A 24204-nucleotide genomic window follows, 5' to 3' on the forward strand; every position below is an offset into this window, starting at 1 on the left:
GCCGCGATCCGGCAGTCCCTTGTTAGCTTGGTGTTGTCTGGCGGCCGGTCATGGCCGGCGGGCAATGCCACACGATTTTCGATGAAGAAACTCTTCCTCAGCCTCGTTACCGTTGTTGTGCTGGCCGCCGTCATCATGGGATCGGTCGGGTGGTGGTTTGCCCATCGCCCGCTTTCGCTCAAGCAGCCGGTCGTGGATTTTACCGTGCAGCGTGGCTCGAACATGCGTCAGGCCGCCAGTGCCATCGCCGCCGCCGGCGTCGAACTCAAGCCGGCCGTGCTTTACTGGCTGGCCAGACTGGCGGGCAAGGCGAGCCTGATCAAGGCCGGCAGTTATGAAGTGCATGAAGGCATCACGCCGTGGCTGCTGATCCTGAAGCTGTCGTCGGGTGACGTGTCGCAGGGCGAGGTGCTGCTGGTCGAAGGCTGGAATTTCCGCCAGGTCCGGGCCGCCCTCGAATCCAACCCGAACCTGCAGGCGGATACCGCAGGGCTGAGCGACGCGGAGATCCTGAGCCGGATCGGCGCGAGTGAGCCGAGCCCGGAGGGTCTGTTCTTCCCCGACACGTATCTGTTCGACAAGCAGTCGAGCGCGCTGGCGCTGCTTGCACGTGCCTACCAGATCATGCACAAGCGCCTCGACGAAGTCTGGGCCGCCCGAGACGAAACGTCGCCGCTGCGCACGCCGTACGAAGCGCTCATTCTGGCCTCGATCATCGAAAAGGAGACCGGCCGCGCGGAGGATCGCAGCGTGGTGGGATCGGTGTTTGCCAACCGCTTGCGCATCGGCATGCGCCTGCAGACCGATCCCACGGTGATCTACGGCCTCGGCGAGGATTTCGACGGTCGGCTCCGCCGCCGCCACCTGGACACCGATCATCCGTGGAATACGTATACCCGCGCGGGACTGCCGCCCACACCGATTGCCATGCCCGGTCTTGACTCCCTGGAGGCTGCGGTCCGGCCGCAGAAAACCGATTTTCTGTATTTTGTTGCACGCGGGGATGGCAGCAGCGAGTTCTCGCGCAATCTCAATGATCATAATCGCGCGGTCGATCGCTATCAGCGCTGAGGAGTAGTCCGTTGGAAGCAGAGGTGCAGAAAGGGCGTTTCATTACCTTCGAGGGAATCGATGGCGCCGGCAAGAGCAGTCAGATTGCCGCCGTGGTGTCGCTGCTGGGCGCACGCGGGCTCGTTGTCGAGCAGTCGCGCGAGCCCGGTGGAACCCGGCTTGGTGAGTCGCTGCGCGAGCTCCTGCTGCATGAACCGATGCACCTCGAAACCGAGGCCATGCTCATGTTTGCCGCCCGACGCGAACATCTTGCAGCGCGCATCGAGCCCGCACTGCTGCGGGGCGAGTGGGTGGTGTGCGACCGTTTCTCCGATGCAACCTACGCCTATCAGGTCGGTGGCCGCGGCCTCGAACCGGAAAAGTTTGCGGCACTTGAAACCTGGGTGCATCCGGGCCTGCAACCTGACCTCACCCTGCTGTTCGATCTGCCTCCCGAGGTCGCTGCGAGCCGGGTGGCCTCGACGGGCGCCGATCCCGACCGCTTTGAACGCGAACAGCGGGACTTCTTCGTGCGCGTGCGTGAGGCCTACCTCGAACGCGCCCGCCATGCCCCCGGGCGCATCTGCGTGATCGATGCCAATCGTTCGCCGGAACAGATCAGGGAAGAAATCGAGACCCTGATCAAGGAGCGCTTCTTCGCATGATCCAGCCATGGCTTCAACCGACCTGGGGCAGACTGGTTGCGCTCGAGGGCAAGCTCCCGCATGCGCTGCTGTTCGTCGGGGCGCCGGGGCTGGGCAAGCGCGAACTGGCTGAAAGCCTGGCCGCCCGCCTGCTGTGCGAGTCACCGCTGGCTGACGGTCATGCCTGCGGCCGCTGCGACGCCTGCCTGTGGCGCGAGGCGGGCAACCATCCGGACTTCTATCGCGTGGTCCCGGCCGCGGCGGCAGATCAGGCCGATGCCGGCGAGGATGCGCCTGCAGGCGATGCAACGGGGGCCAAGCCCAAGTCGAATCAGATCGTGATCGATCAGATCCGCGAACTGCAGTCCGCGCTCGCAGTGACCGGGCATCACAGCGCGCAACGGGTGGTCGTGCTCGATCCGGCAGAGGCAATGAACACCTTCACCGCAAACGCCTTGCTCAAGCTGCTCGAGGAGCCACCCGAGGGCTGCAGCTTCTTGCTCGTATCCTCGGCACCGCGCAGGTTGCTGCCGACGATTCGCAGCCGTTGTCAGCAATGGAGCTTTCCGCGTCCCGATGCGGCCCAGCGTGCAGCCTGGCTGGCCGGCGAACGCACGGAAATGCAGGGCCTGCTTGCACTGGCAGGCGGCATGCCCCTGGCGGCGAAGCGGCTGGCGGAGCAGGGCGGCGTTGGCTTGCTGGAGCGCTTCGTGCGCGATCTGTCGGGAGAACCGGACGCGCTCAGGCTGGCCGGGCAATGGGAGGCCTGGCTCAAATCCAAGGAAGCCCTTGCAGCCGGTTTCGGCCTGAGCACGCTGGTGGAGTGGATGCAGCGCTGGGTCGCGGATGTGGTCAGCCTGCGTCTTGGCGGCCAGGTGCGCTTCTTTCCGGCACAGGAAAAAGCGCTCTCGGCGCTGGCTGGCCGCATGAGCGTGGCGGCTGCGAGCAGCTGTTACAATGAGATCGCCCAGATTCGACGCGTCGCCACGCACCCGCTGAACCTTCGCCTATTTCTTGAAGACATGCTGATGCGCTATGCACGCGCAGTGAAAGGAGCCCGGACTTGAGCGAAGCCAGTCGCACCCACGTAGCACGTCCGAGCGTGCTGTCGCTGAACATCAGTTCCAAGTCGGCCCTGTACGCAGCCTACATGCCCTTTCTCGCCAATGGCGGGATCTTCGTGCCCACGCCGAAGACCTACAATCTCGGCGACGAGGTCTTCATGCTGTTGCAGCTGATGGACGATCCGACCAAGCACCCGATCGCGGGTACCGTGGTGTGGGTTACGCCATCGGGCGCGCAGGGCGGAAAGGCGCCGGGTATCGGCGTACATTTTTCCAGCGACGAGGCCGGTGTCGCCTTGCGTCACCGCATTGAACAGATCCTGGCCGGTCATCTGGGCTCGGCCCGGCCCACCCATACCCTTTGAGTAGCTGATGTTCGTAGATTCACACTGCCATCTCGACTTCCCCGATCTCGCTGCGCGTGAGGACGAAATCCTCGCCGCAATGGCCGACAAGCGTGTCGGTCAGGCGCTGTGCATCAGCGTCAATCTCGAGGACTTTCCGCGCGTGCGAAGCCTGGCCGAGCGCCACGGCAATCTGTGGGCGTCGGTCGGCGTGCATCCGGACAATTCGGATTGCGAAGAGCCCGATGTCGAGCGTCTGCTCGCCCTGGCAGACCATCCGCGGGTCGTGGCGATTGGCGAAACCGGACTCGACTACTACTGGCACAAGGACGAACCCGAATGGCAGCGTGAGCGCTTTCGCACGCACATCCGTGCCGCACGGGCCTGCGGCAAGCCGCTGATCATTCATACCCGCAATTCGGCCGCGGATACGCTGCGCCTGATGCAGGAAGAGAAGGCCTCGGACTGTGCCGGGGTGATGCACTGTTTCACCGAGTCACGTGAAGTCGCAGAGGCGGCCATCGAGATGGGGTTCTACATTTCGTTCTCTGGCATCGTGACCTTCCGTAACGCGAAGGCGCTCAAGGAAGTCGCTGCCTGGGTGCCGCTCGAGCGGATGCTGATCGAGACGGACGCGCCCTATCTTGCCCCCATGCCGCATCGGGGCAAGACCAACGAGCCTGCATGGGTGGTGCATGTAGCCGAAGAAATCGCGCGATTGCGCGATCTTCCGCTTGATGCCGTCGAGCAGGCGACTACTGAGAACTTTTTCCGTCTATTCCGCCATGCTAAAGCCTGAAATCATTCGATCCTTCCTGCTCGCGGCCGCGAGCAGTTTTCTGCTTGCCGGTACCGTTTCGGCGGGCAGCTACGACGATGCGCTGAGCTCCGCCCGCATGGGCGACACCCGGCAGCTCACCGGTCTGCTGGCGCGGGGCATTGACCCCAATACGGTGGATGCGAACGGCAACACGCTGCTGATCATCGCCTCCCGCGAAGGCAACACTGAAACCGTGGAGGCCTTGCTCAAGTTTCGCCCGCGCGTCGGTTACCGCAATCTGGCGGGTGACTCTGCGCTGATGCTCGCCGTACTCGGTGGGCACGATGCAGTCGTGGACGTGCTGCTCGCAGCGGATGCGCCGCTCAATCACGATGGGTGGACGCCGCTGCACTACGCGGCCTTTGAAGGGCACATGGGCTTGTTCGACAAGCTTCTGGCTGCAGGGGCCGACATCAACGCACTTGCACCCAACAAGTCCGATGTGTTGATGCTGGCGGCCCGGAACGGTCATATCGATCTGGTGCGCCATCTGGTCGATCTGGGCGTGCCGCTCGATAGGCGCAATGAAGCGGGTGTCAGTGCTGTCGAATGGGCACGCTCGAATGGAAACACCGATATCGCAGAAATCATCGAGGCCGCACACACGAGGCGCCGCTAAGTTCGCTCTGCACTTTAATAGTGCATAAAAATCCGCTTTAGGTAAAAATGCACGACTTTTGTGCGTTTCAACCTGGAGTCACGGATGAAGTACCAGAGTTCCGCCGAGTTTCTAGCTGTCGTTGCCGAGCGCAATCCCGGGCAACCAGAGTTTCTGCAGGCAGTGACCGAAGTCATCGTCAGTCTGTGGCCGTTCATCAAAACCAATCCACGGTATGCAGAACATGGTCTGCTTGACCGGCTGGTAGAGCCAGAACGGGCCATTCAGTTCCGGGTGTCCTGGGTCGATGACCATGGCGACGTGCGTGTTAACCGGGGCTATCGTATCCAGCACAGCTCGGCGATTGGCCCATTCAAGGGCGGGATTCGTTTTCACCCTTCGGTCAATCTGTCGATCCTCAAGTTCCTGGCCTTCGAACAGACATTCAAGAATGCATTGACCACTTTACCCATGGGCGGAGGCAAAGGTGGCTCCGACTTCGACCCCAAGGGACGCAGCCCGGGCGAGATCATGCGGTTTTGCCAGGCTTTCGTCTCCGAACTGTTCCGCCATGTCGGAGCGGATACGGATGTTCCCGCAGGGGACATTGGTGTTGGGGGGCGTGAGATCGGCTTCATGACGGGCATGATGAAGAAGCTCACGAATCGCGCGGACTGCGTGTTCACGGGAAAAGGACTGAGTTTCGGTGGCTCGCTCGTGCGCCCTGAGGCGACCGGGTACGGAACGGTGTATTTCGCCGAGGAAATGTTGCGCCATGTCGGACGCTCGCTTGAGGGAATGCGCGTCTCTGTCTCGGGGGCGGGTAACGTGGCGCAATATGCAGTGGAAAAAGCGATTGCACTTGGTGCTCGAGTGATTACGGTGTCGGATTCCAGCGGAACGGTCATTGATGATGACGGATTTACCGTTGAGAAACTCGAGATCCTGATGGATGTGAAGAATCATCGCTACGGGCGTGTCAGTGAGTACGCTGAACGCGTCGGTGCCCGGTTTGAAGCGGGGCGGAGTCCGTGGCACGTGCCGGTGGATGTCGCCTTGCCTTGTGCGACCCAGAACGAGCTGAACGGACACGACGCCGAAGTGCTGGTGGGCAACGGTGTGACCTGCGTTGCCGAAGGCGCCAATATGCCGTCGACAGCCGAGGCCGTGACAATATTCGAAAAGCGCGGTGTGCTCTACGCGCCGGGCAAGGCGAGTAATGCGGGTGGCGTGTCCACCTCCGGCCTGGAGATGAGCCAGAACGCGATGCGCCTCGCATGGACGCGTGAAGAGGTCGATCGTCGATTGCTCGAGATCATGAAAGGCATTCACGCCGCCTGCCTTCGTTATGGCCAGCGCGAGGATGGCTCGGTGAGTTACGTGGATGGCGCGAACGTGGCGGGTTTCGTCAAGGTCGCCGATGCCATGCTCGCTCAGGGCGTGATCTGATCTTTGTTGCCTTGGGCGTGCCTCACCGTACGCCTAGGCAAGGCCCGCAATCCAGCCTTCGAGCGGATCGAAACCGTCCTGCAGACCGAAGTTCGGCGGACCCGCCTGCAGGCTCCAGCCCGCCTGAACGAGCGCAAGTGTTGCGTCGAGCAGGTCGCCGCTGGCGTCGGCGATGATCTGTTCGATCAAGGCGCTGTCGCCCGCCAGCCTGAGCCCGAGCGGGTGTGCCCCCTCGCGCAAGGCGATGGCAATACGCTTTCTGGCTTCGTGACGCACGGAGGTCTGTTTCTTTTTTTCGTCGCTCTTGTAGGAGTCGAGCGTAATACTGCGCGCAAGCAGGCCGGGGTAGGCCTCAACCGCAACCCGTGCCGGGTCGGCGCAGTGCATGCCGGCCACGGTAACATCCGCTTCGAGCAGTCTTGGTGTGCCTTCGAAAAACATGAGTCCGACCGGCGGGTTGACGAGTTTCAGCGGGCTGTGGGAATGCGCCGGGCGATCAGTCTGGCGATGCGCGTAGCGTTGTCCGAACGGGCGGGTCTGACGGTATTCGTCGAGGATGGTGCGGAACCGCTCGCGCCCCAGGATCACGCAGTGTCTGACGAGCGCAGCCCATTCCAGTGGCCAGCCCAGATCGAGCACCGCCTCGCGCGGCAGTCCGAAGGGAAAGTCGAAGCCGCCGAGCCAGGGGCCGGGGCGCGCCAGCACGGCTTCGAATGCCGTCCAGTCGACACAGGTTTCGAGTGATTCCAGGAACACGCACTGTCCGCTCAGGTGACCGCACGCGACCGTGATCGGTTTGCGCGGTCGTGGAGCCGAGGTGAAGTCCACGCCGATCAGACGGACCTGTCCGCTCCAGGCGTTTTGCGCGTCCTTGTTCATGAATCCGTGCTCCGTTCTCGTGGTCCTGAGGTCGCCACCCTACCGGGCTTTGACCGCCGTCGGTGCAAACAGTTGTCGCTCAGGCAAACAGGCGGGCTGCGGTGAGGACTGTGCCAACGTGAATGCTGACCGTGTCGTCGATCTCGTGGGCATAGCCACCCGCCATCGCCACGGCAACGGGGACAGATGCAGCCCTGCACCGAGCGAGCACTCTTTCATCGCGTGATGCCAGCCCTTGGATACTCAGGGAAAGGCGGCCGAGGCGATCGCCGCGATAGGGGTCGGCGCCGGCAAGGTAGATCACGAGCTCCGGCCTGAACACCCCGAACACGTGGGCGAGCGCGGTATCGAGTGCGGCAAGATAGGCTTCGTCGGCGGTGTCGTCGGGGAGGGCGATGTCGAGGTCGCTGGTCTGCTTGCGGAAGGGGAAGTTCCGTTCGCCATGAAGGCTGCAGGTGAAGATATCGGCTTCCGCTGCAAGAATGGACGCCGTTCCGTCGCCCTGATGGACGTCGCAGTCGATCACCGCAATCCGCCGTGCACGCCCCTCTGCGCGCATCGCCAGGGCGGCGATGGCCGCATCGTTGAAGACGCAGAAACCCGAGCCGCAGTCACGATGGGCGTGATGGGTGCCGCCCGCGAGATTGACCCCGCAGCCCTCGTCGATTGCCGTACGACAGGCCGCAAGCGTTGCGCCTGCGGAACGCCGCGAGCGCTCGACCATCCCGGCCGACCACGGAAAACCGATGCGGCGGATCTCGGCCTTGTCGAGCTCACCGTCTCGCACCCGCGTCAGGTATCCGGCATCGTGTGCGCGCAGGATGGCTTCGTCGCTGGCGGCATCAGGCACACGGAAGTCGCTCGCGTCGAACTGACCCGAGGCCAGCAGGCGTTCGCGCAGCCGGGCGTATTTCACCATCGGGAAGCGATGTCCCTCGGGCAGGGGCAGTACGAAGTGGTCCGCGTAATAGAGTTTCAATCTGCGCGTGTCGAACGGAGCGGTCGGCCGCTGAGGCCTATTGCTCCTGTGACTGCATCTCGTAGTTGCCCTGCAACAGGTCGGCGACCGGCGCATCTGCGTCGGTATACAGGGACTCGAATTCGGCCTCGGGTGCCATCGTGACAGCGATCTCGGGTTCGTGACCGCCGCCGCCGAGAATCACCCCACGCAAGGGCGATACGTCGCCGAAATCGCGTCCCCAGCCGATGGTGACATGCTCACGGTCCGGGATCAGCGAATTGGTGGGGTCGAAATCAATCCAGCCGGTAACAGGGCAGAACACCGAAACCCAGGCGTGCGTCGCATCTGCACCCACCATGCGCGGCTTTCCCGGAGGCGGTCGGGTGAGGATGTAGCCGCTGACATAACGCGCGGCGACTCCAATCGAGCGCAGGCAGGAAAGCATCAGATGTGCGAAGTCCTGACACACCCCGCGACGGTTCTCAAGCACCTCGGTGACGGGTGTCGAGTTGTCCGTCGCTTCGGGATCGAAGATGAATTCCTTGTTGATGCGCTGCATCAGCCCATGAACAGCCTCGAGCAGCGGTCTGCCTTCGCTGAAATCGGCGGCAGCGTAGTCGGCAAAGTCGCGCTTGACGCGAACGTGGGTGGACTCGAAGAGAAACGCACTGGCCTCGAGCTGCTTCGGGCTCATGATGTGTTTTGCGCGATAGGTGAGCTCGTCCCGTACCTCCTCCCAAGGGGGGGAGGCGGCGAGATCGGGCTGCGGACGCGGATCGAGTTCGACCCAGCTATCGGCGCGGATGAGGAGGGTGTCGTGGTCCTGCTCGAAGTGCAGCGAGCGCACCGGATTACCGAAACCGTCGGGGAAGTCTTCCGTACGCTGGGGCTCCGGAGTCACGACGATCCGGTGCGAAATACAGCGCTGGCCCGGCAGTTCGCGGGGTGTGAGGCGCAGCATCTGGCGCGACTCGCCGACCGGCTGATCGTAGCGATACAGCGTGTCGTGGCGGATATGATAGCGAATGGCGGTCATGCAACCCTCCGCAGCTGCATCGGGCGCAAGGTGTGGGTGAAGTAGCGTCGATGCACTTCGTCCGAGAGCTTGAACGCCGCGCTGATCGATTCGTTGAGCAGGGTGGTGAGCGTACCGAGCGCAAGTTCGCAGTCATCGGCTTCGAAGCGCGTGAGGTCGAAGTTCTCCAGGCGACGCGCCAGTGGGTCGATCATCAGCGAGGGGTAAGGGTGGCCGAGCTCGCGCGAACTGCGTGCGAGATACTTCTGCAGGACGTCGACCTGGAATCCCACCGAATGCGGATTGGTGCGGTCGAAGACCAGCAGGTGAAGAACAGGCAGCAATTCGGGCATGCGACGATAGCGCGCACGATAGGTCACGATCGAGTTTGCGGCTTCCAGCAGCCATTCGAACATGCGTTCGCGTGCCTCGGGTCTGGATTGCATCGGGACGCTCATCAGGCCGGAAAGGCCTTCTAGGCGCTCGATGCGGCGTCCGAGGATGAGGAAGCGCCAGCCTTCGTCTCGCGTCATGTCGTCCATGGCGAAACCGGCGAGGGAGATGCACGACTGCATGACCCGATCGATCGCGGACATGGCCTGGTCCGTGCTGGTGATGTCTTCCGCGAGGAGCTGTTCGAGGCGATTCAGCGCGTGCCAGTTGTCGGAAGACAGCCGCTCCCGCACCTGACTGGCGGAGAAACTGAGGGCGCGAAGGTTGCTTGCGACCGAGCCCGGCTGGGTATGATCGAGCAGCGCGCGCAGCAACTGTGACTGAACGTCGTCGGGTTTGTCCTCATCCTCGGCATCGACCACGATGCCAAGGCGACGCGTGGCCTGCAGCAGACCCGCAAGACCTTGCTCAGCCTCGGAGTCGGTGCTGGAGGCGCGGGCGAGCGCGGCTCGCAGCAACCGGGCGCTGGCTTCGACGCGTTCGGCGTAGCGTCCCATCCAGAACAGGTTCTCACCCACCCGCGAAGGAATGTCGGCCCCACCACAAACGAGATCGATGACGCCGAGCCGGCGCTTGAGCAGGGTATGCCGCACCACAGGCGCTTCTGCCCGCACCCAGGTGTCCTTCGACAGACCGCCGCGCTGCATCGAGATGACTTCCATCCCGGCACGCGGCGCGACCCGGCCGAGCGCACCTGGCATTACGGTGTAGCCCTCGGGCGTGGCGCTCGCAAAGACGCGAATACCGACCGAGCGCGGCACGAGCCGATGGTTCCATACCGGTGCCTGGGATAGCCGCACCCATTCCTGCGCAACGTAGGCATGCGGCTGGGCGAGGATGCTTTCGATCATCTGCTTGCGTGCCTCGCCCTTGAGCTCGTGGCCAAAGACCGCCTCCATCCGCATGCTGGGGAAGGCGGGCTTGATCACGAGTTCGTCGAGGTGCTCGAGCACGTATTCAAGAGCAGGCGGCTCGCCGCACCACCAGCTCGCGACCGATGGCATGGCGATTTTCTCGCCAAGGAGTCGCTCGCAGATTGCGGGCAGAAAACCAAACAGGGCGCCGGACTCGAGCACGCTGCTGCCGACCGCATTGGCCATCAGTACGCGCCCGGCGCGGATTGCGCCCAGCAGGCCTGCAACGCCGAGCGCCGAATCCGAGCGCAGTTCGAGCGGATCGCAGAAGTCGTCGTCGAGACGTCTCAGAATGGCATGCACGCGTCGCAGACCGCGCAAGGTCTTGAGATACACCGTATTGTCGCGCACCGTGAGGTCCTGCCCCTCGACCAGCGGGAAGCCCAGGTAGCGCGCCAGGAAGGCGTGTTCGAAATAGGTTTCGTTGTATGGGCCGGGGGTGAGCAGAACGGTCAGCGGGACTTCGCCATCGGAAGGGGCCAGGCGCGCGAGACTGTCCTGCATGGTGCGGAAATAGTTGGCAAGGGGATTGACGTGCAGCTCACGGAAGGCGTCCGGGAACGCCCGCGAAACGATGATCCGGTTCTGCAGCGCATAACCCGCACCCGAAGGGCCCTGCGTGCGGTCGGCGATCACCCACCACTGACCGTCCGGGGCCCGCGCAAGATCGGCAGCGTAGCTGAAAAGCCAGACATTGCCTGGCGGCACCACCCCGCGGGCGGGCCACTTGAATCCATGTTGGCCGAACACCAGTGCCGATGGCAGCAGACCTTCGGACAGCAGGTGTTGCGGTCCGTACAGGTCGGCAAGAATGGCGTTCATCAGGCGTGCGCGCTGAGCGATCGCCGACGACAGCATCTGCCATTCGTCATTGCCGACGATCAGGGGCAGCATGTCGAGTTCCCAGGGGCGTTTGGTGCCCTTGGGGTCGGCGTAGACGTTGTAACTGACGCCGTCCGCTTCGATTGCACCGCGCACGAAGTCAGACCGCTGGGTCAGAACGTCGTCGGAGAAGCTCTCGATCCGTTCGGCAAATGCCTGCCAGTGCGGACGTGCCGTACCGCTTTCGGACAACATTTCGTCGAAACGATTGTCGCTGCGCGGGTAATTGTTTATGAGACCAGCCGGCATGTTTTCACACAATAACGCCGCACCCCGGGATGATCCGGGGGCGGCGTGCACATTAATAATGGCGCAAGTCTAGCGTGAAAGGGAACTCCGGGTGTGTGCGAACTTCACCAACGACCATCTTGCCCGGTGTGTGACCCATCTGGAAGAAACGTGCGATGCGCCGGCTTTCGGCAGCAAATGCGTTGACCGGGAAGTCATCGTAGTTGCGTCCGCCCGGGTGCACCACGTGGTATTGGCAGCCGCCAATACTGCGCTGATTCCAGGTGTCCACCAGATCGAAGGTGAGGGGACTGTCTATGCCGATCGTCGGATGCAGGGCCGACGGCGGCTGCCAGGCGCGATAACGCACGCCGGCGACGAACTCGCCAACCACACCGGTCGGCTGCATCGGAACCGGAACGCCGTTGCAGGTGACGACATAACGATCCGGCGCAGCACCGGTGAGTTTCACCTGAACGCGTTCGAGCGAGGAGTCGACGTAACGTGCGGTGCCACCTGCAGCGCCTTCTTCACCCATGACGTGCCAGGGTTCGAGGGCAGCGCGGATCTCAAGCGTCATCCCCTTGACCGTATAGTCGCCGTATTTCGGGCAACGGAACTCGAGATGTGACGCGAACCATTCCGCCTTGATCGGATAGCCGTCCGCCTGGAGATCCTCCATGACGTCGCAGAAATCCTGCCAGATGAAATGCGGCAGCAGGAAGCGGTCGTGCAGTTCCGTTCCCCAGCGCACGAGCTTCGGCGGGGTGTAGGGGTCTTTCCAGAAGCGTGCGATCAGAGCGCGCAGCAACAGCTGTTGAGCCAGGCTCATGCGTGCGTGCGGCGGCATCTCGAAGGCGCGCATCTCGAGCAGGCCAAGGCGCCCGGTCGGGCCGTCGGGCGAGTACAGCTTGTCGATGCAGAACTCTGCGCGGTGGGTATTGCCGCTGACGTCGATCAGCAGGTTGCGCAGCAGGCGGTCGACGATCCACGGCGGGCAGCCGTTCGGCGACGTTTCGATGACCCGCGTCATCTCCTTGAACGCGAGTTCGATCTCTGCAACCGAGTCGTTGCGGGCCTCGTCGATCCGCGGCGCCTGTGAGGTCGGGCCAATGAACATGCCCGAGAACAGATAGGACAGGCTCGGGTGGTTGTGCCAGAAGCTGATCAGGCTGCGCAGGAGATCCGGCCGGCGCAGGAAGGGCGAATCCGCCGGCGTTGCGCCGCCCATCACGAAGTGGTTGCCGCCACCGGTTCCGGTGTGGCGTCCGTCGACCATGAACTTCTCGCTCGACAGACGGGAGTGGTGAGCCGCTTCGTACAGGTGCTCGGTCTGATCGACGAGCTCGTCCCAGCTCGTCGCCGGATGGACGTTGACCTCTACGACGCCGGGGTCGGGCGTGATGCGGAAGTGCTGGACACGGGGGTCGCGCGGCGGCTCGTAGCCTTCGAGCATGACGGGCTGTTTGAGGTCTTCGGCGGTCGCCTCGATTGCCGCAACGATCTCAAGGTAATCCTCGAGGCTTTCGGTCGGCGGCATAAAAACGTAAAGGACGCCGTTACGTGCTTCCGCGCACATGGCGGTGCGCGAAATCCAGCCGGCGGATTGCTTGAGTTCCGGACGGCGCCCGGTCGATTCCGCCAGCGAGCTCGTGCCACCATGGGCAGGTGCCGTCGAAACACCCCTGCCGGCGCCACTGTCCGCGCCGACGCCGGTCACGACGCCAGTACTGCCGGAACGGCGCAAGGTCGCGCCATCGGGTCGCGATGCGGGCCCGAGCTGGAGCTTGAGCGCGGCATGTGCCGGCAGCGGCGGGTAGTAATCGAAGGGGTCGGGCTGATGAATGACAGGGCGATCACCCGCCACGGCCCAAGGCTGCGAGTCGAGCGGCAGACGGTAGCCCATGGGCGAGTCGCCAGGGAACAGATAGCAGCGTTCGCTGCGCAGGAACCATGGCCCAGTCTGCCATTCGCCTGAAACCGCATTGCGCGTGATCGGGAAGGCATAGCCGCAGACCTTGGCCAGGCCCTGCGTGAATACCTTCATCAGGCGCTCGCGTTCCATTTCGTCGTCGATCCGTGAGTCGAACGGGTCAACGTTTGCCGGCAGGCGACGCTCGCGCCACATGTAATAGAACACATCTTCGTAGGCGGGGAAGACGTACTCGGGTGCAAGGCCGAGCTTGTTCGCGACACTGCGCAGGAAGGTGCCGGCGATGACATCGTCTGCGGTGCCGGGCTTGCTTTCGTCGGCAATCAGATCGGGGCGCGACCACATCGGTTCGCCATCCTTGCGCCAGTAGCAGTTCAGCGACCAGCGCGGGAGTTGCTCACCCGGATACCACTTGCCCTGACCAAAGTGCACCAGCCCGTTCGGGCCGTACTTGTTGCGCAGGCGGTGATACAGGTCAGTCGACAGCCGCTTCTTGTCCGGGCCCATGGCCGCGGTGTTCCATTCGTCGCCTTCGGCGTCGTCCACTGAAACAAAGGTGGGTTCGCCACCCTGGGTGAGGCGCACGTCGTGCTCGTTGAGCTCGCCGTCGATTGCATGTCCGAGGCGAACGATTTCGTCCCACTGCTCTTCGGTGTAGGGCTTGGTTACGCGGGGCGCTTCCCAGATCCGGGTGACCTTCATTTCGTGCTCGAAGGTGACCTCGCACTTCTCGAGTGCGCCGGTGATGGGCGCAGCGGACGTTGGGTCGGGCGAGCAGGCGAGGGGAATGTGGCCTTCGCCGGCGAACAGGCCCGAGGTCGGATCAAGGCCGATCCAGCCTGCGCCGGGCAGATAGACCTCGCACCATGCATGCAGGTCGGTGAAGTCCTGCTCCGGTCCGCTCGGGCCGTCCAGCGACTTGACGTCGGCAGTGAGCTGAATAAGGTAGCCGGACACGAAACGCGCAGCGAGGCCGAGGTGGCGCATCAACTGCACGAGCAGCCATGCCGAGTCGCGGCACGAGCCGGACTTCTTGACCAGCGTTTCTTCCGGGGTCTGTACGCCGGGTTCGAGGCGAATCAGATAGCCGATGTGGGAGTACAGGTCGCTATTGACCTTCACCAGGAAGTCGACGCTGCGGCGTTCGGTGAGGTCGATCGTCTCCAGGTACTCCTCGAACTTCGGCGTCAGCGGAAGTTTGAGCAGGTAGGGCGCAAGCTCGTGGTTCTGCGATGCTTCGTACTTGAACGGGAAGTTCTCCGCATAGGGCTCAAGGAAGAAGGCAAAGGGGTTGATCACCGACATCTCGGCGACGAGGTCAACCTGGACCTTGAAGTGGTCGGTTGGCTTCTCGAACACGAGCCGGGCAAGGTAGTTCGACTGGGGATCCTGCTGCCAGTTGATGAAGTGATCTTCGGGAAGCACCCGAAGCGAATACGAAAGTATGCTGGTCCGGCTATGTGGCGCGGGACGCAGACGGACAACTTGCGGGCCAAGGTTGATCGGGCGATCGTAGTGATAGGTGGTGACGTGAGACAGCGCCACATGAATCGACATGGATGCTTCCTTTTCGCTGGCAGAATGTTCTGTGTTGGAGCAATTCCCGCGCCATGTAAAAACGCTCGGATTTGGCGGGAAATGTACGATTTATGCACCATTTCCGGGCGCGCCCATTTTTGGGGCGCACCCGAATTGGTTTGACTTGCTCTATTGTGCCCTTTTCACGCTGCGCGGCAATGACGGATAACCTGTAATACACTGAAAGCAACACAGCGCAAAGACAGGCCTTAGCCATCGCCAGATCATGAGTGTCATTGACCGAGTTCGTCCAGCCCATTCCCGCCTGAAGGCCATTCGTCGCGATATCCATGCTCACCCCGAGCTCGCCTTCATGGAGCACCGGACCGCATCGGTCGTGGTCAAGGAGCTCGAAACGGCGGGAATCGAGGTGCATCAGGGTATCGGCGGTACCGGCGTGGTCGGCGTGATTCGCGCCGGTCGCAGTCTGCGCGCCATCGGCCTTCGCGCCGACATGGACGCGCTCTCGATCACCGAGCGTAATACCTTCGAGCACCGCTCGACGCACGAAGGCTGCATGCACGCCTGCGGTCATGATGGCCATACCACCATGCTGCTCGGGGCCGCGCAGGTGCTCGCCGAGCACAAAGGCTTCGATGGCACGGTCTACCTGATCTTCCAGCCTGCAGAAGAGGGCGAGGGCGGCGGTCGCGTCATGATCGAGGATGGTCTGTTCGAGCGCTTCCCGATGGAATCCGTTTTCGGCATGCACAACTGGCCGGGCATCCCTGCCGGGCAGTTTGCAGTGCACGCGGGGCCGGTGATGGCAAGCGCCGATCGTTTCGATATCCGTGTTCTCGGCACCGGCGCCCATGCCGCGATGCCCCACCTTGGCGCCGACCCTGTCGCAGCCGGTGCCGCGCTGGTGCAGGCAATCCAGACTATCGTGTCGCGCACGCTGGACCCGGCGGATGCTGCCGTGGTGTCGGTGACGCAGTTTCACGCCGGAGAGGCCTACAACGTGATTCCGGATCGCGCCGAGCTTTCCGGTACCGTGCGCGCCTTCTCCGAGCTCGTGCAACAACGTATCGAACAGCGCCTGGGAGAACTCTGCGTGGGCATCGGCGACGCCTTTGGCGTGCGTGTCGATTTCGAGTACCGCCGCGGCTATCCGCCGACGATCAACACCCCGGCCGAAGCAGCGCTGTGCGTGGAAACCGCAACCAGCCTGGTGGGCGCAGACAAGGTCGACACAATGGCAAGGCCGAGCATGGGGGCAGAGGATTTCTCCTACTTTCTGCAGCGCAAGCCCGGCGCCTATGTCTGGATCGGCAATGGACCGGGGGAGGGCGGCTGCATGCTGCACAACCCCAATTACGACTTCAACGACGAGATTCTTCCCGTCGGCGTGGCCTACTGGGTGGAACTGGTCAATCGCCTGCTTCCGGCCGGGAAGTGAGCCACGTATTGAACCGATTCACCGCGGGACCGTCCATCTCCGCATTACGTCCCGTTAGCAGCTCATGAACACTCTCCGTCTTGCCTTTCGCATGATGCGTCGCGACTTCCGTGCCGGCGAACTGCATCTGCTGGGTCTTGCCATCATCATCGCCGTCGCCAGCCTGACCAGCGTCGGATTTCTCGCCGACCGGGTCGGGCGTGGGCTCGACCGCGAAGCCAACCAGCTGCTTGGCGGCGATCTGCTGCTGCGGGCTGATCAACCGTGGCCGGATTCGTTTGCGGACGAGGCGCGTCAGCGCGGACTGCGCGTGGCGTCTACGGTTCTGTTCACCAGCATGGCCAGTACCGAGGACGATGCGGTGCTGGCCGGCGTCAAGGTGGTTGAGGACGGCTATCCGCTGCGTGGTTCCGTGCGTCTCGCGCCCGGGCCGAATCAGCCCGACGCCGAGGCAGGGCGGTCGCCGGCGCCAGGAGAAGTATGGCTGGACGAACGGCTTTTCGCGCAGCTTGGGCTGAAGACGGGAGATGCCGTCAGTCTCGGCCTGCAGACGTTCCGGGTCGGCGGCATGATCAGCTTCGAGTCCGATCGCGGCGCCAACTTCTTCAGTCTGCTGCCGCGGGCCATCTTCAATCTCTCCGATCTTGCGGACACCGGCCTGATCACGGCCGGCAGCCGTGCGAACTGGCGGCTTCATCTGGCGGGCACCCCCGAAGCCGTGAGTGCATACGAGCAGTGGGCGCGGAGCGCGCTGGGGCGCGGTCAATCGGTTGAGACCATCGAGAATGCCCGCCCCGAGGTTCGCGCCGCGCTCGATCAGGCACAGCGCTTTCTGCGGCTGGCCGCCTTGCTGGCGGTGATTCTGGCAGCGGTTGCAGTCGGGCTGTCGGCTCGGCGGTTCATGCAGCGCCACCTCGACGCGTGCGCCGTCATGCGCTGTCTCGGCGCACGCCAGGCGCAAGTACTGGGAATTGTCATCGGTGAGTTTCTGATCTTCGGTCTGGTCGCTGCCGCGCTCGGCAGCGCACTGGGCTGGAGCGTGCAGTGGGGGCTCGGGAGCGGCTTGCGTGAGGTGCTGGCTACCGAACTGCCCGCACCGTCAATGCTGCCGCTCGCGCATGGTCTGCTGGTCGGCATGGCGCTCCTGATCGGCTTCGTGCTGCCGCAGTTGCTTCGCCTCGGGGCGGTGCCGACGCTGCGGGTTCTGCGACGTGAATTCTCCTCGGCAGAGCCACTCAGCAACAGCGCATGGGGGCTCGGTTTGCTGGCCCTGCTGGGGCTGATCTTCTGGATTGCTGCCGATGTCCGGCTCGGGGTCGCCGTGGCGGGCGGCTTTGCGGTGGCGCTTGGCGTGTATGCCCTTGCCGGTTGGTTTGTGCTGCATCTCGCCACCCGGTTCAAGGGGCGGGGCAGTCTGAGGGGCGGCGGCTGGCGATACGGGATTGCTGCACTCGGGCGACGCATGGTGCCGAGCGTGATTCAGGTCGCTGCGCTTGGCCTGGGGATGACGGCCTTGCTGTTGCTGACCCTTGTCCGTGGCGACCTGCTGAACGACTGGCGCAACATGACGCCGGCCGATGCGCCCAACCGGTTCGTGATCAATATTCAGCCCGACCAGCGCGCAGCGCTGGAAGACTTCTTCGTCGCTGAAGGCCTTGCGCGCCCCGGGGTCGAGCCGATGATCCGTGGCCGCATGCTTGCCATCAATGGCGAGGCGGTAAAGCCGGACAGCTTCGAGGACACCCGTACGCGCCGGCTCGCTGCGCGAGAATTCAATCTGTCCTATTCGAGTGCGCTGCCCGAGGGAAACGAGATCATCGACGGACAGTGGCATGGCGCGGGCGAAACTGCGCAGTTTTCCGTGGAGAAGGGGCTCGCCGAAACCTTTGGCATCAAGCTGGGCGACAGCGTGCGCTTCGAGGTGGCCGGCCAGCAGGTCGAAGCACCGGTGACCAGTGTGCGCGAGCTGAACTGGGATTCGATGCGGGTGAACTTCTTCTTCATTGCGTCCGAAGGGCTGCTGGAAGACTATCCGGCAAGCCTGATCACCAGTTTCCACCTTCCACTGGAGCAGCATGACTTCACCACGCGCCTGGTGGCCGCCTTCCCCAATCTGTCGGTAATCGACATTGGTGCGGTGCTCACCCAGGTCAAGACCATGACCGACAAGCTGATTCTGATCGTGCAGTTCGTATTCGGCTTTGCAGTGGTGGCAGGGCTGGTGGTGCTGTATGCGGCGCTGCAGTCGACCCATGACGAGCGTGAATTCGAACTTGCCATGCTGCGCACGCTCGGCGCACGAAATCGCCAGGTGCGGCAGGCCTTGAGCGCCGAGTTCATTGCGCTCGGCGGCGTGGCCGGTGTGCTGGCCGGTATCGGCGCAACGGCGATCGGGTGGGCTCTTGCACACTTCGTGTTCAGGATGGACTACATCCCTTCGGGCTGGCCCTTGCTGCTGTCGAGCCTTGCAGGGGCGGCAGGCGTGATGCTTGGAGGATGGATCGGCACCCGCGGCCTGCTGTCGCGCCCCCCGCTGGCGAGCCTGAGGGCATTGGGTTGAAATGATGCAGATATTCAGTAATGCCGAGCTTGTCCTGCTCGGGATGCTCGCGCTGGTGCTTGTGCTCCTGCTCTGGGTCGTGATGCGCACCGGTCGCCTGGAGCGCGACGTTCAATCGAAGCTCGGGGAACGCCTGGACCAGCAGCTTGCAGCACAGCATCGCGATCTGCTGCGTGACCTTCACGATGGGCTGACCCGGCAGACCGACCGCATCGGCGATCACGCCCGCGCCGACAGGGAAATCCTGCAACGCGGACTGGGTGCGGCCTCAGTGCAGCTTTCGCGCAGTATCGAAGCGCTGACACACAGCGTCGATGGCCGTCTGCAGACGCTTGCCGGGCAGGTGAACGAGCGTCTCGACGAGGGTTTCCGCAAGACCAACGACACCTTTGCCAGTGTCATGTCCCGCCTCGCCACCATCGACGAGGCGCAGAAGAAGATCGACGGCCTCACCACGAACGTGGTCAGCCTCCAGGAGCTTCTGGGCGACAAGAAGGCACGCGGGGCGTTTGGTGAAGTACAGCTCGAAGCCCTGGTACGCAATTCGCTTCCGCCCGACGCGTTCGAATTCCAATCGACCCTGCCCAACAATACCCGGGCCGACTGTGTGCTCAAACTGCCCGAGCCAACCGGGATGGTGGCCGTGGATGCGAAGTTCCCGCTGGAGAACTATCACCGCATGTTCGACAGCAGTCTCGCGGAACTCGATCGCAAGGCCGCGCAGGTGGCGTTCCGGGCCGACGTGCGCCGCCATGTGGATGCGATCGCAGGCAAGTACATCCTGCCCGGCGTGACATCCGATGGTGCGATGATGTTCCTGCCCGCCGAGGCCGTGTTCGCCGAACTGCACGCCTATCATCCCGAGGTCATTGCCTATGCACAGGGCAAGCGGGTCTGGATCGTGTCACCCACCACGCTGATGGCGGTGCTCAATACGGCGCGTGCTGTGCTCAAGGATGTCGAGACGCGCAAGCAGATCCACGTCATCCAGGATGCGCTGGGCAAGCTGGCAAAGGATTTTCACCGCTTTGACGAGCGCATGAATGCGCTTGCGCGGCACATCGATCAGGCCAGCAAGGACGTGCAGGACGTGCAGACCTCGAGTCGCAAGATCACTGCGCACTTCCAGAAAATCGAGTCGGCGCGCCTCGACGAAATCGACGAGTTCGACCGCCTGCCCGAAACAGCAGCTCAGCCGCCGATATAGGACATTTCGATCTTGGGGCGCGAGGCCGTGGCTGCGGTGCGAATCTCGGAGTAGCGGTCGTCGCGCTGTGTCCACACTCCGGCAATCGCGGCATCGAGCCGACGGTCGTCCGCGCCGCTGCGCAGCAGGTCACGCAGATCGTGTCCCTGCTGCGCGAAAAGGCAGGTGTAGAGCTTGCCTTCGGTTGATAGCCGGATGCGGGTACAGGTGCTGCAGAACGCCTGGGTGACCGACGAAATGACGCCGATCTCGCCGCCGCCGTCCCGATAGCGCCAGCGCTCGGCGACTTCACCCTCGTAATTGGGGTCGATGGGCTCGAGCGGGAAGTGTGTGCCAATGCGCTCGATGACATCGCGCGACGGCAGCACTTCATCCATCTTCCAGCCGTTGCTGGCACCAACGTCCATGAATTCGATGAAGCGCAGGATGTGGCCACTGTTGCGGAAGTGCCCGGCCATCGGAACGATGTCCTGATCGTTGCTGCCGCGCTTGACCACCATGTTGACCTTGATTGCGTCAAAACCCGCGGACTTCGCCGCATCGATGCCCTCAAGGACACGCGCCACCGGATAGTCGGCATCGTTCATGCTGCGGAAGAGCTGATCGTCGAGCGCATCCAGGCTCACCGTTACGCGATGCAGGCCCGCGTCGCGCAAGGTCTGCGCCAGTTTCGGGAGGAGCACGCCATTCGTGGTCAGCGTGATCTCCACGTCGTCCAGTTTCGCAAGCATGCCGATCAGGCGCTCGATGTCCTTGCGCAGAAGGGGCTCGCCGCCGGTGATGCGGATCTTGCGTACGCCACGTTCGACAAAAAGCCGGGCCACACGGTAGATCTCTTCAAAGCTCAGCAGTTGTGTCCGCGGCAGGAAGGGGTAGTCCTTGTCGAAGACCTCACGCGGCATGCAGTACACACAGCGGAAGTTGCAGCGATCGGTTACCGAGATCCGCAGGTCACGCACGTTCCGGCCGCGACGGTCGAACAGCGGGCCGTCCTGAACCGACGCGGGTTCAGGCAGGGGAAGCGAAGCAGTGTTGTGGATCGGGATGACTTTCATGGTGGGGTACGCAGGTTTTTGACTTTCGACTGATCCTGCAGCCGACTGTTCCACAGTGCCTTGTCCGTGGTCAAGCAAGTAAAAGCACTTCGTTTGTTGTGGTTACTACGGATAGCTCAGCCCAAATTGGGGAGCAATTCGTGAATACCCGCACGCTGAGGCTGATTCAGTCGCATTAAACACTTTCAGAACCTATATCTTTAGAGATAATAAACGCCGTAAACGCCGTAAACGCCGTAAACGACAGAAGCCATATTTCTGAACTGGTCACTGGACGTGGCTGAATTTGAGAGCACGAGGAGTTGTACCTTGAACGCACGCTGCGGCAATCTGCCGCGAAAAACTGACACCACCGCCCTTTACGACCGGTTTCCCCACTTGCGGGGCATTGACCTGATCTGGGGTACAAGGGAGTGTCGCCAGTACATTTCGAACCTGATGACCGATACGCGCGGTGGAAAGCGCCAGGGATTCCCCGCTGAGCATGCCATGACCATCATGCGTTTGCTGATGGAACACGACAATCTGTATCCGCAGTTCGAGAACGAGCCCTTTGATCTGCGTTGGGGTGACGGTCCGATGCGACGTACGAGCGGGCGCTGATTCCCGTCTGAGGCTTGCCCGCGGCCGCAACAGAGGTAAAGATGTAGGGTGCCCGGTCGTCGCGATCGGGCCAGTCACCTTCGTTTCGGCTTCCGGAGAACAAGAACATGGCCGATATTGCGCCTCTGTCCGCTGCCCAGCTGCGGGCCTGCTGCAGCCCCGATCAATTCTCCTTCGAGACCACCGCCACGCTCGATGACCATCCCGGCGATCTGGGACAGGCCCGGGCGATGGAGGCGCTTCAGTTCGGGCTCTCGATGGGGCATACCGATTATCACGTCTTCGTCCTCGGTGAAGCCGGCAGTGGCAAGCATGCCACCACCTTTCGCCTCCTGCGCGAGCGCGCGGCGACGGAGCCTGTGCCACCGGATCTGTGCTACCTCCACAATTTTGACGAACCGCTCCACCCGCGCCTGTTGACCTTGCCCGCCGGGCGGGGCACGGCCCTAAGGGCGGAGATGCAGACCTTCATCCGCGACCTGGGTCCCGCGATCGAGGGCGCGCTTGGCAGCGACCCTCATACCGAGCGTATCGAGGCCTTGCAGGCAGCGCACAAGAGCCGCGAGGACACGGCCTTACGCGAGCTTGGGCAACAGTGCAACGCGGAAGGTATCTCGCTGCTGCAGACACCGGACGGTTTCGTGTTTGCGCCCTCGGCCGAAGAGGGGGTGATGGCCCCCGAAGTGTTCGACGCCTTGCCCGATAGCGAACGCGAGGCCATCGAGTCGCGCGTCGCTGAATGGAGCGACCGACTCGAGGATCTGCTCAATGAATTCCCCGGCTGGCGCAAGAGCCTGCGCGAGGCGCTGGTCCGGGCGGAAAACGAAGCCCTGACGCCTGCAGTATCGCACCTGATGCGCGACATGCGGGCGCGTCATGCCGACTTGCCGGAGGTGCTCGCCTTCTTCGATGCAGTGGTCAAGGATGTGCTCGACTACGCGGTGGATGGCATCGTCCTCGATGAGGACGACGATGACGCGGATACGGACGACAGCGGTCGCTTCAGCCGCTACCAGGTCAAGCTGCTGGTCGATCACTCCGCATCGACGGGTGCGCCGATCGTGTTCGAGAACAATCCGGGCTATGGAAACCTGATCGGCCGCGTCGAACACGTCGTGCAGCAAGGGGCGCAGGTCAGTCACTTCAATCTGATCCGGGCTGGTGCGCTGCACCGTGCGAACGGCGGCTATCTCGTCGTGGACGCCGAACGTCTGCTGACCCAGCCCTTTGCGTGGGAAGGACTCAAGCGCACCCTGCGCTCGAGCGAGATCCGCATCGAGCCACCTGCCGAGGCGCAGGGCTGGAGTGGATCGCTTACGCTCGAACCACAAGCCGTACCGTGTGGGCTGAAAGTGGTGATGATCGGCGACCGCGATCTGTACTACACCCTGATGGAGCACGACCCCGACTTCGCTGAGCTGTTCAAGGTTGCTGCGGACTTTGACGACGACCTGCCGCGCTCGCCGGAAAACGAGCAACAGTACGCCCGGCTTCTGGCGATGCTCGCGCGCAGTGCCAAGCTCTTGCCGCTGCATCGCAGTGCCGTTGCGCGCCTGGTGGAGGAGGGGGCCCGCATTGCCGAAGATGCGGCGCGGCTGTCCCTGCAGACCCGCCTTCTCGCCGACCTGATGCGCGAGGCGGATCACTTTGCCCGACTCGCTCAATGCGAGCGCGTCGAGCGCGGGCATATCGAGGCTGCGCTTGCAGCCCGGGCACGGCGAAGCAACCGCTATCCGACGCGCGTCAGGGAGGCCATGCTTGATGGCACCACACTGATTGCCACAAGCGGCACCCGGGCAGGCCAGATCAACGGTCTCGTGGTGATCGAACTCGCCGGCGAGCGTTTCGGACATCCGATGAGAATCTCGGCAACGGTTCGGCTCGGTGAAGGTGATGTGGTCGATATCGAACGCGAAGCCGAACTGGGGGGTGCCATCCACTCCAAGGGCGTGCTGATCCTTTCGGCCTTCCTCGCGGCCCGCTATGCGCGCCATCAGCCGCTGTCGCTGTCTGCCAGCCTGGTGTTCGAGCAGTCGTATGCGCCGGTCGAGGGCGATTCCGCTTCCCTGGCCGAGTTGTGCGCCCTGCTGTCATCGCTTACCCAGTTGCCGATCGAGCAGCGCCTTGCGATCACCGGCTCGGTGAACCAGTTCGGTGAGGTCCAGGTGATCGGTGGCGTGAATGAAAAGATCGAAGGCTTCTTCGATCTGTGCTCCGCGCGAGGGCTTGATGGCACTCAGGGCGTGGTGATTCCAGCGGTCAGCGTGCGTCATCTGATGCTTCGCGAGGACGTGGTCGAGGCTGCCCGTGAGGGCCGTTTCCACATCTACCCCGTAAGCACGGTCGACGAAGCAATGGAAGTGCTCACCGGCGTTCCAGCAGGCGAGCCGGATTCCAAGGGCGTGATGCCGCGCGGTTCGCTCAATCACAAGGTTGCCAGCGTGCTTGCGGACATGACGGCAGCCCGCCATGCCTACGCCGATGGTGATGGCGACGGACGCCGCCGGCGCCGCGGCACGCACTGACGGGACGTGCCCCGGTCGGAGAGATCGGGGCACAATCGGCGGT

At 63.1% G+C, this 24204-nt stretch carries 18 protein-coding genes; 12 read left to right on the forward strand and 6 right to left on the reverse strand.

Going from position 1 to position 24204, the window contains the following annotated elements; genetic code table 11:
• The first annotated feature begins 81 nt into the window (after positions 1 to 81).
• The 7 genes from mltG (at position 82) to gdhA (ending at position 5969) form a co-directional block, all read left to right on the forward strand.
• Positions 82 to 1071: an endolytic transglycosylase MltG gene (gene mltG / locus CEW83_RS03950; RefSeq protein ID WP_108948178.1), complete on the forward strand. Its 990-nt coding sequence runs from the start codon at positions 82 to 84 to the stop codon at positions 1069 to 1071.
• Positions 1072 to 1082: 11 nt separating this feature from the next.
• Complete coding sequence (tmk, locus tag CEW83_RS03955) at positions 1083 to 1715, forward strand: dTMP kinase (RefSeq protein ID WP_234418985.1); 633 nt, start codon at positions 1083 to 1085, stop codon at positions 1713 to 1715.
• Positions 1712 to 2761 (forward strand): DNA polymerase III subunit delta', encoded by a 1050-nt coding sequence (gene holB / locus CEW83_RS03960; RefSeq protein WP_108948180.1) that lies wholly within the window; start codon positions 1712 to 1714, stop codon positions 2759 to 2761. Before tmk ends, holB begins: the two co-directional genes overlap by 4 nt.
• Positions 2758 to 3123 (forward strand): PilZ domain-containing protein, encoded by a 366-nt coding sequence (locus CEW83_RS03965; protein ID WP_108948181.1) that lies wholly within the window; start codon positions 2758 to 2760, stop codon positions 3121 to 3123. Before holB ends, CEW83_RS03965 begins: the two co-directional genes overlap by 4 nt.
• A gap of 7 nt (positions 3124 to 3130) precedes the next feature.
• Positions 3131 to 3901, forward strand: coding sequence for a TatD family hydrolase (locus tag CEW83_RS03970; protein WP_108948182.1), 771 nt, complete (start codon positions 3131 to 3133; stop codon positions 3899 to 3901).
• Entirely contained in the window at positions 3888 to 4541 is a 654-nt protein-coding gene (locus CEW83_RS03975; RefSeq protein WP_108948183.1) for an ankyrin repeat domain-containing protein, read from the forward strand. Before CEW83_RS03970 ends, CEW83_RS03975 begins: the two co-directional genes overlap by 14 nt.
• An 84-nt stretch (positions 4542 to 4625) precedes the next feature.
• On the forward strand, positions 4626 to 5969 hold the full coding sequence (gene gdhA, locus CEW83_RS03980) for an NADP-specific glutamate dehydrogenase (RefSeq protein ID WP_108948184.1): 1344 nt from the start codon (positions 4626 to 4628) through the stop codon (positions 5967 to 5969).
• A gap of 33 nt (positions 5970 to 6002) precedes the next feature.
• Here gdhA and CEW83_RS03985 read toward each other — a convergent pair whose 3' ends face one another.
• From CEW83_RS03985 to CEW83_RS04005, 5 genes are all read right to left on the reverse strand, one after another.
• Positions 6003 to 6848 carry a DUF429 domain-containing protein gene (locus tag CEW83_RS03985; RefSeq protein WP_108948185.1) on the reverse strand — a complete coding sequence of 282 codons (846 nt, stop codon included), beginning with the start codon at positions 6846 to 6848 and terminating at the stop codon, positions 6003 to 6005.
• 79 nt (positions 6849 to 6927) lie between these two features.
• A complete protein-coding gene (locus CEW83_RS03990) occupies positions 6928 to 7827 on the reverse strand; it encodes a histone deacetylase (RefSeq protein WP_108948186.1) in 900 nt (299 codons plus the stop codon).
• A 37-nt stretch (positions 7828 to 7864) separates the two neighbouring features.
• Positions 7865 to 8845 carry a transglutaminase family protein gene (locus CEW83_RS03995; protein ID WP_108948187.1) on the reverse strand — a complete coding sequence of 327 codons (981 nt, stop codon included), beginning with the start codon at positions 8843 to 8845 and terminating at the stop codon, positions 7865 to 7867.
• Positions 8842 to 11322 (reverse strand): circularly permuted type 2 ATP-grasp protein, encoded by a 2481-nt coding sequence (locus CEW83_RS04000; protein WP_108948188.1) that lies wholly within the window; start codon positions 11320 to 11322, stop codon positions 8842 to 8844. The genes CEW83_RS03995 and CEW83_RS04000 overlap by 4 nt, the downstream gene beginning before the upstream one ends.
• Before the next feature lie 52 nt (positions 11323 to 11374).
• The gene (locus CEW83_RS04005) at positions 11375 to 14791 is read right to left on the reverse strand and encodes a DUF2126 domain-containing protein (protein ID WP_108948189.1); all 3417 of its coding nucleotides are present in this window, start codon (positions 14789 to 14791) and stop codon (positions 11375 to 11377) included.
• Positions 14792 to 15038: 247 nt separating this feature from the next.
• Here CEW83_RS04005 and CEW83_RS04010 point away from each other — a divergent pair, with 247 nt between their 5' ends.
• The 3 genes from CEW83_RS04010 to CEW83_RS04020 all read left to right on the forward strand — a co-directional run bounded on the left by CEW83_RS04010 (position 15039) and on the right by CEW83_RS04020 (position 19978).
• Positions 15039 to 16211, forward strand: a complete 1173-nt coding sequence (locus CEW83_RS04010) for a M20 aminoacylase family protein (RefSeq protein ID WP_108948190.1) — start codon at positions 15039 to 15041, stop codon at positions 16209 to 16211.
• Positions 16212 to 16275: 64 nt separating this feature from the next.
• Positions 16276 to 18771 carry an ABC transporter permease gene (locus CEW83_RS04015; RefSeq protein ID WP_108948191.1) on the forward strand — a complete coding sequence of 832 codons (2496 nt, stop codon included), beginning with the start codon at positions 16276 to 16278 and terminating at the stop codon, positions 18769 to 18771.
• A 1-nt stretch (position 18772) separates the two neighbouring features.
• Positions 18773 to 19978, forward strand: a complete 1206-nt coding sequence (locus tag CEW83_RS04020) for a DNA recombination protein RmuC (RefSeq protein ID WP_420094090.1) — start codon at positions 18773 to 18775, stop codon at positions 19976 to 19978.
• On the opposite strand, the gene moaA is transcribed toward CEW83_RS04020, so the two are convergent.
• On the reverse strand, positions 19963 to 21033 hold the full coding sequence (gene moaA, locus CEW83_RS04025; RefSeq protein ID WP_108948192.1) for a GTP 3',8-cyclase MoaA: 1071 nt from the start codon (positions 21031 to 21033) through the stop codon (positions 19963 to 19965). The two genes, CEW83_RS04020 and moaA, sit on opposite strands and share 16 nt — an antisense overlap.
• A 309-nt stretch (positions 21034 to 21342) precedes the next feature.
• Between moaA and CEW83_RS04030 the strand changes: the two genes are divergently transcribed.
• Together CEW83_RS04030 and CEW83_RS04035 are read left to right on the forward strand one after the other, a co-directional pair.
• Positions 21343 to 21636 carry a hypothetical protein gene (locus CEW83_RS04030; RefSeq protein ID WP_234418986.1) on the forward strand — a complete coding sequence of 98 codons (294 nt, stop codon included), beginning with the start codon at positions 21343 to 21345 and terminating at the stop codon, positions 21634 to 21636.
• A gap of 107 nt (positions 21637 to 21743) precedes the next feature.
• Positions 21744 to 24161, forward strand: a complete 2418-nt coding sequence (locus tag CEW83_RS04035) for a Lon protease family protein (RefSeq protein ID WP_108948193.1) — start codon at positions 21744 to 21746, stop codon at positions 24159 to 24161.
• Positions 24162 to 24204 lie beyond the last annotated feature (43 nt).

Origin of the sequence: Parazoarcus communis, assembly GCF_003111645.1 — a bacterium.
Classification (GTDB): domain Bacteria; phylum Pseudomonadota; class Gammaproteobacteria; order Burkholderiales; family Rhodocyclaceae; genus Parazoarcus; species Parazoarcus communis_A.